Here is a 12,927-nt window from a genome sequence, read left to right on the forward strand (position 1 = left end):
TTTGGATAAAACGGCTTACTTTAATAACGCTGCTACCACTTTCCCGAAGCCGGAAGAAGTGTATAGCTTTGTAGATAAATTTTATCGTGAGTCGGGACTTAACTCCGGCCGTGGACAAAATAACTCCACAAGTAAACTCACTCAAGATACGCGAAATCTGTTGTTGGAGCTGTTTCACTGTCCTGCCAAAAAAGTAGTATTTACCCCGTCGGCAACGGAAGCAATCAACGTTATTTTGCAGGGACTTCCCATAACAGATAACTATAACATCTATATCTCACCTTTTGAGCATAATGCGGTTACAAGGGTAATCAACCACCTGCAGGGATTATATAAACTAAATATCATTACCTTGTCCGTAAACGAAAAGAATCTAACCTATGATTTAGAGAAGATTAAATATCAGTTTGCGGAGAACAAACCTAATATCGTAATTATAAGTCATGCGAGTAACGTATGTGGTGTAATAGCGCCTATAACTGAGATTTGCACAATGTCGCACCAGTACGGCTCAATAAATGTAATTGATATGTGCCAGACTGCAGGCCTTATCGATACAGATCTGAGCAGTAATATATATGATTTTGTGGTTTTTGCCGGTCATAAGACCTTATATGCCACCTTTGGTATTGCAGGGTTTATATGCAATGGAGATATCAAGCCTAAGCCTCTTATTTATGGCGGCGCTGGGTTTGATTCTGCTAATCCAAATGTGCCTGACACAATTCCAGAAAGATACGAGGTTGGCAGTCAAAACATAATGGCAATAGCAGGGCTGTATGCGGCTTTGAGTTGGATCAAGAAAACAGGAATTCATTGCATCTATGCGAAAGAAAAAGAGAACCATAGCAAGCTAATAGCAGTTTTAAGTGAATTTGATAACATCAGAATTATCACTCCTTCTGATGTTGCGGATACAGTTGGCGTCGTATCTTGTGTCTTTGATAGCTATAGCAGCGATAATATCGGACAGATACTGAGTCAACAGGGTGTCGAGGTTAGAACAGGACTTCATTGTGCACCATTAGCGCATAAGTTTCTAGGCACTTTTCCTGCTGGAACAGTCAGATTTAGTGTAAGCTACTTCAATACTGATGATGATTTTGCAAAGCTTAGACAAGCGCTGGAACTTATTTGCGAAAACGGTTAGGGGTGATATGAAGTGAGAGAAGAAGAATTTGAGAAATATTTGCTTGAAGATGATAAAATAGTCAGTAAAGTCAAGGCTGTGCGGTCAAGAGTGAATAAGGCACGGATGATTGAACGGCACTTTAAAACTTCGCTTGACTATATTGTATCGGACGATAGAAGAATGTATGAATCCTTGCTAAAAATAAAGGCCGAAATGAAAGACACAAATGGAAACATTTCAAACGCTTTGCGAAAGTACTATCATTTTGTGAACGGAGCCTTGTTTCCTATGTTGTCAGACTATAAATAGGGATTTTGGAGGTAGGCCCGTGAGCTTAAGAGATGTTGAATTGAAAAGTGAATACCGCTCTTTAATAGACAATGTAGCAAAGGATTTCTATATCCCTTTACTAAAACAAGCTGTTACATATAAAAGGGCAGTTGGCTTTTTCTCGTCCTCTGCTCTGGCTGAAATTTCGAAGGGAATTTTAGGGCTGGTTAATAACGGAGGAACTATCCAGCTTGTCGCTTCCCCTCACCTTTCCGATGAAGATGTTGAAGCCATAAAAAAAGGGTATGAATTAAGAGAGAAAATTATTGAGAATGCTCTAATTCGGGAGCTTCATGGTGTAAACACAGAAATGGAGCAGGAACGTCTTAATCTCTTGGCAAACTTAATTGCTGATGGCTTCCTGGATATAAAAATAGCGTTAACCGAACAAAATGGCGAAATTGGAATGTACCACGAAAAAATGGGGATCATCGCAGACTCAGAGGGTAACAAAGTCGCTTTTTCCGGATCTATGAACGAGTCGGCTACGGCTATGACAATGAACTACGAAGCCATAGATGTGTTTTGCTCCTGGCTTGATGAAAAAGACCGAGTAACCTCAAAAGAAAATGCGTTTACTGCAATATGGAATAATACTGAGCCAAGTATTGTCACCATAGATTTTCCTAATGTTAAAGAAGAAATTATCAAGCGGTATCGCAGAAGTCCGGTAATTGATGTAGTCAGAGAAGAGTTTGGTGATTATGTCTATATTTCACGGAAACCAAGTACCTGCTGGATAAGTAAACCCGATTATGTGAAGTTTTACGATTATCAGATTGATGCCATGATTTCATGGGAGAATGAAAATTATCGTGGTATCTTCGATATGGCAACCGGGACAGGAAAAACCTATACCGCTCTCGGTGCGTTAGAGGTTTTGTGCAATAAAGTAAAATCTAATCTTGGGGTATTCATTGTCTGTCCGTATCAGCATCTTGTCGAGCAATGGGTAACAGATATTAAGGCTTTTGGGATCAAGCCTCTTATTTGCTATTCAGGATATGACTGGAAGAAAAAATACAAATCCTTGATCAGCGATTTTAAGCTGGGCGTTATAAAAAATTTCTGTGTTGTCACAACCAACGCTACTTTTGCATCTGAAAATATGCAAAAGGAAATCGATAAGCTAAAGGGGAATGTTTGCTTAGTTGTTGATGAAGCACATAATTTCGGCGCTAAAAAGCAGCTTGAGTGCATGAAAGAAGTATTTAAGTATCGCTTGGCATTATCTGCAACTTTAGAACGGCATCACGATGATGAAGGCACACAAAAATTGAAAAATTATTTTGGCAACAAGTGTATCGAATATTCTCTGGCACGGGCGATTAAAGAAGATAAGCTTACCCCTTATTACTATCACCCGATTCCGATATATCTCGATGACGATGAGCTTGAAGCCTATAATGAGCTTACCGAAAAAATTATAAAGATATTGCAGAACTCAAAAAAAGACGAGCCTATGCCGAAGCTTGCCGAGACACTGCTGATAAAAAGAGCGAGGATTATTGCCGGAGCCAGGAACAAACTGAAAGCGCTTTATGAAATCATAAAAGAGCGGTATGTAACGGAAAATCAAATTTTAGTTTACTGCGGCGCTACAACTGTGGAGAACAGCAGCTATATTGAAGGCAAGATTGATGAGGAAGAAAAACGGCAAATCGAGATAGTCGTTGATATGCTCGGAAACAACTTGGGTATGAGGGTTTCAAAGTTTACCTCAGAAGAAAATGCAGCCGAGCGTGAAATGATAAAAGAGAATTTCGCAGATGGTACAATGCTTCAGGCTTTAGTTGCTATTCGATGCCTGGATGAAGGTGTTAATATCCCCGGAATAAGAACAGCGTTTATTCTCGCAAGCAGCACCAATCCAAAGGAATATATACAGCGGCGCGGCAGGGTATTGAGAAAAGCACCCAACAAGCCGTTTGCAAGGATATATGACTTTATTACTTTACCAAGAAATATTGACGAGCCGATGCATGGCAGTGAGTATCTTAACAGCGAGTACTCCTTGATAAGGCGTGAATACGAAAGAATGGAAGATTTTGCGAGCTTAGCGGAAAACTCATCCGATGCAGCGAAATTGCAGGAAAAAATTGATGATTTTTATAAGCTGAACTATATAGGGGGTAAAGATTATGGAATCTAATAATGACAAAAAGCTTGAGCTTAACCCGGATAGCTTGAAGATATTGAAAAATCGGATTTATCTCATGGAGAGAGAAAACCACAAAACTAAAAAGTACAAGGATAATGAAATGGTAGAGCGAATCCGGAAATTGATTGAAGCGGAGGTTGATAAAAATGATAATTAAGAGTATCGCGTTAAATAACTTCCGTCAATACAAAGGAGCGCAACCGCCGATTCTCTTTTCAACTGATAAAGAGAAAAATGTAACTGTTATCCTGGGTGTCAACACAAGTGGAAAGACCACGCTAATTCAGGCGTTTGAGTGGTGCCTATATGAATATGAAAAGGTAAACTTTAAGTCCCGTGATGTTCTTAACATTGAAGTAGCAAAGGCAATGGGTCTATATACTTCCCAAGAGGTGTACGTTGAAATTGTCTTAATTCATGAAGATAAGGAGTTTACCATACGAAGAACACAGAAGTTTACTAAATCCGATGCCGATAAAATCAAGGCAGAGAGATCTGTATTGAAAATTCAATACAAGGAAGATAATGGTGAACAACAAGCTGTCCCCTCTTATGAATGTGAAAACACCATAAATAAGATTTTACCAGAGGCATTATCGGATTATTTTTTCTTTGATGGTGAGCGCATAGCAGATATTAACAATCGCGGTGATGTCGTCGCGGCTGTCAGAGGTTTGATGGGCTTAGATGTTGTCGGTGAAGCAAAAGACAGATTAGATCCTAATAAGGCTTCCTCTGTCACAGCAAAATTCAGTAAAGAGCTTGACGTTGGTAGCGATCAAAAAAATAATAAGCTAAAGAATGACCTTACCGATGCCCAGACAAGGTTAGATACACTAAATATAAGGAAAAATGAAGTAAAAGATGAAATAGAGTACTATGAAAGAAGAAAAGAGGAGCTTTCCGCTCAAATACTCGCAAACAAAGATGAGAAGCATAATCAGGACAAAAAACTTTCACTTGAAAAAGATATTGTTCAAATCACTAAGAATATTGAGAATACCGAAAGCCGCATCGTCAAGGATTTTACAGCAGGAGCAATAAAATTCTTTGCTACGCCCCTCATTCATTATGCCATTAAGGTTATTGATGAAGCAAAATATAGCGGTGAGGGCATTCCTCATATGCGTTCAGCAGCTATTGACTTTATATTGGAAAGGAAAAAATGCATATGCGGCTGTGATCTGAGCAAAAACGAAGAGGCAAGAGAGAACATATTGTTTGAGCAGAGCTTGTTGCCACCCCAACATTTAGGTACTATTCTGCACACTACCAAGGATACATATAAGCGTTATTTGAAGGAAGCCCAAAGCTTTTGTAAAACTATTCTGGAAAATCACACAGAATATCGCAACAACAGAAATTATTTGGGCGAAAAGACGGACGAATTAAAAAATGTAAGTGCTAAAATTCAAGGTAACATTGATGTTGCTAAGATTGAGCAGGACTATCAGAAAAACGAGAAAACTTTAAAAGACAAGAGAGAGCTGCTATTGAAGATTTCTTCCGATATCGGTGCTACAGAAAAAGAAATAGCTGAAATCGAAAAAACTATTGAACGATTGACCATAGTATCGGATAAAAACGAGAGGTTAAGAAAATGTATCGCTTATGCAAAAGCTGTATATGAATGGTTAAAAGCCGGTTATGACAAGCAGGAAAAGGAAGTAAAGGAGCGCTTGCTGGAAAGCGTAAACAACATTTTTGAAAAGATGTATCACGGAAAACGTCACGTTACCATTAATGACCGTTATCAAATTGTATTAATGACACTTTTGGATAATGACGAAGTGAAGACTGACGAGAGTAAAGGCTTAGAAGCTGTTAAAAACTTTTCTTTTATTTCTGGTTTGGTCGATTTAGCAAGACAAAAAGCTCACAAAGGAAACGATGTCACAGAAGATGAGGACATTCCCGTTAATACTGAGCCATATCCTCTTGTTATGGATGCCCCGTTCTCTAATGCAGACGAAATCCATATAAACAATATCTCCAAAATCATTCCAGAAATTGCAGAGCAAGTTATTTTAATGGTTATGCAGAAAGATTGGGAGTATGCAAGACCTGCCTTAGAGGACAAAATCGGATGTAGTTATTTTATTGAGAAAATTAACAACTCCGATACCAATTCGGTCATAAGGAGGATTATATAATGTTTAATAATGACTATGAACTCAAAGGCAAGCATGCTACATATATACGTTTTTTAAGTGCAACAACAAATAGGCTTGATAAGACAGCAAAAGCTGCAGGCATAATAAATACAGCCGTCGACATCTATGCTATTGCACCTTTAATAGGATTGGCATACAACAAGAAAGCTACTGAAGATAATTCTTCAAATGATACTTATAGCATTTTGGCATCGCAAATAATCAATCACCAGGCAGATCTCGATTTTGCTTTTCGACTTGTAATGCTTGCGGATAACTCTACAGAGTTGTCCAGTGATGAAAAAATTGATCGCGCTTTCAGACAAGATGAACAGCCTGAAAAATTAGCTGAAAACTTAGAATTATTCCATCAATATATGCGCGGAGGCATTGAATGGCTTTACGAGCATTTTACCGACGGAGCAACCACCAGAGAGGATTATTTGGAAAAGGTATATGAAGTCGTGAATCTTTATAATGAGGATTTTGCTATCAGTGTTTAGCATTTAGCTTTGAAAAACATTTCAACAAATTAGAGCATTGATTCGGAGAGGGTATTATGTATGCCATATGATATTTCTGAAAAACTCAAGATTGCTGTTACTACACGTGCGATATTCAAACTTGAGCAGGAAAATGAGATCTTTGAGAAAAAAGGTCGGGCTGAATATGAAAAATACCAAATAGAGCATGAAGATGATATTTTAATTCCTGGCGCTGCTTATTCTTTGGTTTCTGCGTTGCTTAAGCTTAACAGCATTGATAAACTCAATCATAAAATTGAAGTAATCATAATGTCAAGAAACAGCGTCAATACCAGTCTTCGCGTTTTTAATTCAATTAAGAATTATAACCTTGACATTTCAAGAGGAATATTTACAGGTGGTGGTGATTTAGCACCATACCTTGAAGCGCTTAAAATAGACTTGTTCTTGACGGCAAATCCCTATGATGCGCAAGCCGCAATTAACAGAAAAGTACCCGCAGCAACACTTTTAACAAATAACATTCCAGATTACAATATAGGAGACAGTGTTAGAGAAATTAGGATTGCATTTGACGGTGATGCTGTACTTTTTTCTGAAGAATCTGAAGCAATATACAAACAAAAAGGGCTTGAAGCATTTGCTGCAAATGAAGAGCTGAATGCGAAAAACCCTATGAATGAAGGTCCTTTTGCAAAATTCCTTAAAACAATTGCAGAAATCCAGAAAAATATTCAAGACACTGATCTCAATATTAGAACGGCACTTGTAACTGCGCGTAATGCGCCTTCACATGAGCGGGTTGTCCGGACTTTGCGTGCATGGGATGTATGTATTGATGAAGCTTTCTTTTTAGGTGGTATATCTAAAACAGAAGTATTAAAAGCATTTGGTGCACATATCTTTTTTGATGATCAGATGACGTATACAGAAGCTGCTTCGAGTGTTATTCCCTCTGGAACTGTACCTTACCAAGCCGGAAGTACACTAAATGAAGAATAATAAACTAGCGAGTGGATTAAGCAACGATTACAGGCAATCCAACTACATAAGGAAGCTATCGATGAGTGGGATGATCGTGGAATAAAGCGAAGTGCGATTGTCAACGAAAAATTGATCCAGGTGATATTGAAAAAATGATCCGCTAACGATATTGAATAAGTGATCCATTTAAGGCATAAAGAAACAAAAGCACTGGAAAGAGTTTCCCCGTGGGGAAAGCGGCGAATCAAACGTTACAGTGCGCTGGAGCGGAATATTGCCGTACGGTAAGCGAATGGAACAAAAAGAATGAAGGAAAACCGTGGGAGTATGCGATTGTCGCCGATAAAAGCATTCAGTCCAATTCAAGTTTTAGATCAGAGAATTGCAAATTACCGTAATGTGCCCTTCGCAACACAATATATAGTGATTAGCCCAGATATATCTATCAGTATATTGTATTGCGAAGTTTTTTATAAGAGATTTGAAATTCTCTCAGATAAGTGAATTGCAAATTACGATAATGTGCCCTTCGCAACACAATATATAGTGATAAGCCCAGATATATCTATCAATATATTGTGTTGCGAAGTTTTTTCTATGAAATTTGCAATTCGCTCAGATACTTGATTGACACACGCTCACCGCTTGAGCTTTTGATTGACAAGGCGGAACAATGACCAGTAGTATAAGAATAGAAGTTTGCTATATTTTAGAAGGAGGAGGTGTGACGGAATGAGCGCAAATAACACTCAGCCAACATACAAAAGACAAAGATTCCTGTTGGCGTTTATCCGCCAGCTTCAAGGTGGCGTAACATCCACCGACTTGCAGAAGTTGGTATTCCTTCACACGATGTCGGAAAATTCAGATTTTTACGAGTTTATTCCATATAAGTACGGCTCGTATTCTTTTCAGCTTGCGGAGGATTTGGATATCCTCCACAGAGACGGGTACTTGTCTATTGAATACGCGCCGGAGAGCACACGGATTAAAGCTGTCGGGGAATATCCACAAGAAACTCCTTTTCGGATAGCAACAGAGCGAGGCAACGCTCTTATACGCAAAGCATACCGTGAATATCCGTACTACGCAATTAACAGCGAAATCACAGAAAGACTCTTTCGCGGAGAGGAATTAGAGCAATTTAATAACGTAAAACAAACCTATGCCAAAACAGAACAAGTCTTGTTCACGATAGGCTATGAAGGTAAAAGCATTGAAGCATTTATTAATACCCTGATTCAAAATGATATTCGTCTGTTGTGCGATGTTCGCAAAAACCCACTAAGCCGCAAGTTCGGGTTTTCTAAAGGCAAGCTCGAACACATTACGGAAACAGTAGGCATTAAATATGTTCATATTCCTGACCTTGGGATTGAATCCGATAAACGCAGTTCGCTCGAAACGGTCGAGGACTATAAATGCCTGTTTAGCGATTACGCAGAGACGCTTCCGAACCTTAAGCCGTTGCTTGAACGGGTTTATTCACTATTATGCACGAATGTACGCATAGCCCTGATGTGCTATGAACATGAGCCGGAGATGTGCCATCGGCACGTCATTCGGGACTACATCGCAAATGCACACGCTATTAGGAGCGTGGATTTATGATGCCGGAAAAGAAGCGAATCTACATCGTCGTCAAGACATACCCAACAATTTCAAAAGAATATTCGGAGCTTGTCTGTACAGCAGGCGTCCTTGAGGATGGTTCGTGGATTCGCCTTTATCCGGTTCCGTTTAGGAAGCTTGATATTGACCGGAAATACCCAAAGTACACATGGATTGAGATTGAGGCAACGCGTAACACAAATGATTTTCGTTCCGAGACATACCGTCCTAACCTATCCACCATTTCGGTCGAGCCGAGACCTACTAAAGCCGATTGGGACGAAAGGCGCAGAATTATTTTCAAGAACAAAAAGGTTTACACGAATCTCCAAGAGCTAATCGACAAGGCAAAATCAGATGGGACTTCGCTTGCTATATTTAAGCCAACGAAGGTGCTTGATTTTATTGCTGAGGAAGTCGAGCGCGACTGGGATCAAAATAAGCTGGCAATCTTGAAAGGACTGTCGCAACAGTTGAATCTGTTCCAAACCCCAGAGGAGATTGCGGAAGAATTCAAGGTTGTTCCCAAAGTGCCGTACAAGTTTTCCTACAAATTAGAAGACGATGCAGGTAGGCAGTCCACGATGATGATTGAGGACTGGGAGATAGGGATGCTGTACTTTAACTGTTTGAAAACGGCAAAGGGTGATGAAGGCGTGGCTATATCCAAGGTTAAAAAGAAATACTTTGACTACTTTATCACGCGCGATCTTCATTTCTTTCTCGGCACCACAAAGCAATTCCATCACGTTGCGCCCAACCCATTTATTATAATTGGTGCGTTCCACCCGCCGATGTTGTTGAATCGGCAAATGAATTTATTCGATATATAAAAAACATTTTCATACGAAAGCAAAAGAATGCAATCCTTCGTCCCAATTTGAGGATGTTTATTGGGCTAAACCGGTTAAACTTCCCACGGATTCGGGATAGGGATGATGTTTAGAGATGCAAGACGGAAGACAAGTTATTATTTGTTTTTCTTTATTTTTAGCGCGATCTCTGGAAAAGCTTTTTCCAATTGAACGATGATCCAGCCGCGTACATCCTGGCTGCCTTCCTGCCACATTTTAACCAGCAATATAAAAAATGCTCGCAATTTTGAGTCCGGGACATAGATCAAGTTTTCATTGGAATCCTTTTCGGAACCGTCATCGCCAAATAGAATCCAATCGGTGGAAACCCCATAGAAACGCGCCAGTTTCATCACCGTGGCAATCGACGGCTGATGCTGATCATTTTCGACCCGGCTTAAATTGCTTTTCGCGATCCCAATCGCTTTAGCCGAGTCATTCACTGTTAAATTCATATTCTTTCTAGCGGTTGTCAGGCGTTGACCAATGGTATCCATGTTGCGAATGAAGCACCTTTCGCTTGACATTACAATATTATATCCGCTGCTGCTTTCCGCAAACTTTTTGGAATCGCTGTTCACTTTCCGCCGGAATATGCACTTATAGGCAACAGGGAGTAGATTTTATAATTGGTATGAACTCACCCCCCAGTTATTTTGATGGTTTTTGGTTGACCCTATCCGCCCCCTCTCTTTCTGAGACAGGCCTGGTAAATCGCCTAAAAAGAGAGGGGGACCGAGGGGGTGAGTTCAGTCCGGAAATTTCAGCTTAAATTTCCGTAGTTATCATTTTCAGACATGGCTCCGTTAAAGTATCATGCGGTAATTCATTTCCCGAGCTAACATAATAATCAGTTTTTATAATTTTAAAAACTTATTACCTCATTTAAATTAGCTTCAATTTGATATTTTTCAATTAATTTCTTCAATTCTACTATCAATGCATTATGCGTTTGCACTAATTCGACATTACTTAGCGATATAGAGTCAATTATTTCACTTTCGATATCCCAAATTGTTTTCGTAGGGGAAGGATCTGTTCCATAGCGTGGGATGATATGCCAATGAACGTGGGAGCATGAATTACCAAGTGATTCACAGTTTATTTTTTTGGCCTGAAAAGCATTTTGAACTGCCTCAGAAACTACAGTCATTTCAAATAAGAATTTGTTTCTAAACTCTATGGGCAGCAAGTGGAGTTCACTAGCACATATTTTACTTATAAAGAAAGTGTACCCTTTAAAATATTGCCATCTGTTACTCAAAAAAATATAACCTGTTTCGAGTTCCCCGATAAAGTACTTATTCTCTTCATATCTTTTTGATATCCATTCACATACGGAACAGTTATTACCATCCAATTTTGATCACCTCTTGAGGAATATGATAAGGATAAAAATGTCAAGAAATTTCTTGAAGATTTAAGTCAATTTATTTATCCGTCCGATACTTTCTAAAATTCTCCTCACTGATCGGCAGCAGAAAAATCACCGGATCCAATTCCAACCCTGTCGCTATGGCGAACAAAATATCCAATGAATAAGAAATATCTGAGCCGGATGCTTTGATCTTGCTGATATAGCTTTTGTTATAATTAATTTTCTCGCCCAAAGTACCCTGCGAGATACCCCGTTTGCTGCGATAAAAAATAATAAAGAGCTAATTTGCCGGTCCTTCGGGAAATAAGGTTTTTCAAGAGGTTGAGAAAGTGAAAGGGATTTGAGGAACTTTAACTGTTTTTTCTTACAGAATCTAACTGCTAAAGATTAAATTGAATGACTATAGGAAGAAAGAGAGGCTACAGAAAAAACGGTTTTTCAAAAGAAAAGAGCAAAGTTACAGGGAAGTGGGTCATTAAGTTACAACTCTGTCACTTTACGCTACTACCCTAACAGATACCATAATTAAGAACGTTTTTATAGGAAAAAACCGTCGAGGAATATCGCGAGAATAGCTAACCTCGCTACTCTAAATAACACCAATCTGCCCAATATGCGGCAGCCGGTGCCACGATCATTGCTGAGTTTATGATCGCGAATACTTAAACCGAATATACTCCAACAACACTCTTACTTCATCCCTCGCCCCGTCGGGCAACCTTTCCAGTATCGAAACTTCCTCGCATACGGAATCCATTCCGCGACTGTCGGTCCGCCCCAGTAAATAATCGGCGCTCACTCCATAAAAATCGGCGAGCTTCACCAAAGTATCGAGAGAGGGTTCTCGATTGCCGGATTCGTAGTTTCCCACGGAACGGCCATCGATATTGAGAGATTTGCCGATCTCATCTTGCGACAAATTTCGTTCTTTGCGCAACCTTCTTAATCGTTCTTGGAACACTTTGTTCTCCATAAATTTAGTATACCGCAGGAATATATAGTAATTGTGCTTCATATTGTTCTATTATTTATTGACACAATTCATTTTGTTCGATAAAATAATTGTAAAGATATGGAACAAAGAACTCGGTTATTGTTGTAACGGGTTTAATTGCGAATTGAGGTATCGATCGAAGTGGCCATCAACACGGATACAATTTCATTACAAATGCTCTACGAACGGATCGAGCTTCTCCGCGACCGGATGCAGCAACTGTGGAATGAAAAAGGATATACCGATCCCGAAGTTTTAAACGCCAGCATCGAATTGGATGGTTTGCTGAATGAGTATCACCGGCGGGTCGCGGCAGAAGGACGGCGCTGAAAGTCCGGCGCCATGGAACCGGGAATGCCGGCGGCTTTTGTCCCGCGCCAATCGGAGAGCTAAAAACTTCAAAATAGTTCGCGTCCGGTGATTGCGGAGAGCCCCAAGGGAAGGGCTCTCTTTTCTTTCGGCCTCGTTTTATGAATACGTGACCGGGTGAGGAGCGAAAAGAGGCTCATTTTGTAAATCACGGCGCTCTTTGGGTGACAGAGAGAGCTCACTCAGTCGCCCGGCAAGCTCTTTTTGTGGATAAGCGAGCTGGTTTTGTGGATGGGCGAGCTTGCTCAGTCGTTCAGCAAGCTCGTTTTGTGGATAAGTAAGCTTGTTTTGTGAATGAGCGAGCTCGCTCAGTCGCCCGGCAAGCTCTTTTTGTGGATAAGCGAGCTGGTTTTGTGGATGAGCGAGCTTGCTCAGTCGTTCAGCAAGCTGATGATTATAAAGTTAGATCCGCATAGGTAATCGGGACATGAGAAACGCAAGCTCTGAGCAATTTATCAAAGATCCGTTCTTCACAA

At 39.9% G+C, this 12,927-nt stretch carries 13 protein-coding genes; 10 read left to right on the forward strand and 3 right to left on the reverse strand.

What is annotated here, in order from left to right; all coding sequences use genetic code 11:
• The first annotated feature begins 1 nt into the window (after position 1).
• From EDC14_RS24945 to EDC14_RS24980, 9 genes are all read left to right on the forward strand, one after another.
• Positions 2-1,150, forward strand: coding sequence for an aminotransferase class V-fold PLP-dependent enzyme (locus EDC14_RS24945; protein WP_132017601.1), 1,149 nt, complete (start codon positions 2-4; stop codon positions 1,148-1,150).
• 12 nt (positions 1,151-1,162) lie between these two features.
• Positions 1,163-1,441: a hypothetical protein gene (locus tag EDC14_RS24950; protein WP_132017603.1), complete on the forward strand. Its 279-nt coding sequence runs from the start codon at positions 1,163-1,165 to the stop codon at positions 1,439-1,441.
• Between the two features lie 19 nt (positions 1,442-1,460).
• Positions 1,461-3,614, forward strand: coding sequence for a DEAD/DEAH box helicase family protein (locus EDC14_RS24955; protein WP_132017604.1), 2,154 nt, complete (start codon positions 1,461-1,463; stop codon positions 3,612-3,614).
• Entirely contained in the window at positions 3,604-3,780 is a 177-nt protein-coding gene (locus tag EDC14_RS26990) for a hypothetical protein (protein WP_165908310.1), read from the forward strand. Before EDC14_RS24955 ends, EDC14_RS26990 begins: the two co-directional genes overlap by 11 nt.
• Complete coding sequence (locus tag EDC14_RS24960; RefSeq protein WP_132017606.1) at positions 3,770-5,776, forward strand: AAA family ATPase; 2,007 nt, start codon at positions 3,770-3,772, stop codon at positions 5,774-5,776. The genes EDC14_RS26990 and EDC14_RS24960 overlap by 11 nt, the downstream gene beginning before the upstream one ends.
• Entirely contained in the window at positions 5,776-6,279 is a 504-nt protein-coding gene (locus tag EDC14_RS24965; protein WP_132017608.1) for a hypothetical protein, read from the forward strand. The genes EDC14_RS24960 and EDC14_RS24965 overlap by 1 nt, the downstream gene beginning before the upstream one ends.
• 60 nt (positions 6,280-6,339) lie before the next feature.
• The gene (locus EDC14_RS24970; RefSeq protein WP_132017610.1) at positions 6,340-7,263 is read left to right on the forward strand and encodes a 5'-nucleotidase; all 924 of its coding nucleotides are present in this window, start codon (positions 6,340-6,342) and stop codon (positions 7,261-7,263) included.
• Between the two features lie 714 nt (positions 7,264-7,977).
• Positions 7,978-8,856: a DUF488 domain-containing protein gene (locus EDC14_RS24975; RefSeq protein ID WP_132017612.1), complete on the forward strand. Its 879-nt coding sequence runs from the start codon at positions 7,978-7,980 to the stop codon at positions 8,854-8,856.
• Positions 8,853-9,689: a hypothetical protein gene (locus EDC14_RS24980; protein ID WP_132017614.1), complete on the forward strand. Its 837-nt coding sequence runs from the start codon at positions 8,853-8,855 to the stop codon at positions 9,687-9,689. Before EDC14_RS24975 ends, EDC14_RS24980 begins: the two co-directional genes overlap by 4 nt.
• A 137-nt stretch (positions 9,690-9,826) precedes the next feature.
• Here the strand turns inward: EDC14_RS24980 and EDC14_RS24985 are convergent, their stop codons facing one another.
• The 3 genes from EDC14_RS24985 to EDC14_RS27860 form a co-directional block, all read right to left on the reverse strand.
• Positions 9,827-10,207: a helix-turn-helix domain-containing protein gene (locus EDC14_RS24985; protein ID WP_165908311.1), complete on the reverse strand. Its 381-nt coding sequence runs from the start codon at positions 10,205-10,207 to the stop codon at positions 9,827-9,829.
• A 368-nt stretch (positions 10,208-10,575) separates the two neighbouring features.
• Positions 10,576-11,070, reverse strand: coding sequence for an HIT family protein (locus tag EDC14_RS24990; RefSeq protein WP_132017618.1), 495 nt, complete (start codon positions 11,068-11,070; stop codon positions 10,576-10,578).
• A 664-nt stretch (positions 11,071-11,734) separates the two neighbouring features.
• A complete protein-coding gene (locus tag EDC14_RS27860; protein WP_132017620.1) occupies positions 11,735-12,103 on the reverse strand; it encodes a helix-turn-helix domain-containing protein in 369 nt (122 codons plus the stop codon).
• 96 nt (positions 12,104-12,199) lie between these two features.
• On the opposite strand from EDC14_RS27860, the gene EDC14_RS25005 reads away from it, so the two are divergent.
• On the forward strand, positions 12,200-12,412 hold the full coding sequence (locus EDC14_RS25005) for an aspartyl-phosphate phosphatase Spo0E family protein (RefSeq protein ID WP_243663113.1): 213 nt from the start codon (positions 12,200-12,202) through the stop codon (positions 12,410-12,412).
• The last annotated feature ends 515 nt before the right edge of the window (positions 12,413-12,927 follow it).

Origin of the sequence: Hydrogenispora ethanolica (assembly GCF_004340685.1) — a bacterium.
GTDB classification, from domain to species: Bacteria; Bacillota; UBA4882; order UBA8346; family UBA8346; genus Hydrogenispora; species Hydrogenispora ethanolica.

Coding starts and splice junctions, on each gene's coding strand:
- EDC14_RS26990 (WP_165908310.1), top strand. CDS start 3,604: ATGGAATCTAATAATGACAAAAAGCTTGAGCTTAACCCGGATAGCTTG.
- EDC14_RS24960 (WP_132017606.1), top strand. CDS start 3,770: ATGATAATTAAGAGTATCGCGTTAAATAACTTCCGTCAATACAAAGGA.
- EDC14_RS24965 (WP_132017608.1), top strand. CDS start 5,776: ATGTTTAATAATGACTATGAACTCAAAGGCAAGCATGCTACATATATA.
- EDC14_RS24970 (WP_132017610.1), top strand. CDS start 6,340: ATGCCATATGATATTTCTGAAAAACTCAAGATTGCTGTTACTACACGT.
- EDC14_RS24975 (WP_132017612.1), top strand. CDS start 7,978: ATGAGCGCAAATAACACTCAGCCAACATACAAAAGACAAAGATTCCTG.
- EDC14_RS24980 (WP_132017614.1), top strand. CDS start 8,853: ATGATGCCGGAAAAGAAGCGAATCTACATCGTCGTCAAGACATACCCA.
- EDC14_RS24985 (WP_165908311.1), bottom strand. CDS start 10,207: ATGGATACCATTGGTCAACGCCTGACAACCGCTAGAAAGAATATGAAT.
- EDC14_RS27860 (WP_132017620.1), bottom strand. CDS start 12,103: ATGAAGCACAATTACTATATATTCCTGCGGTATACTAAATTTATGGAG.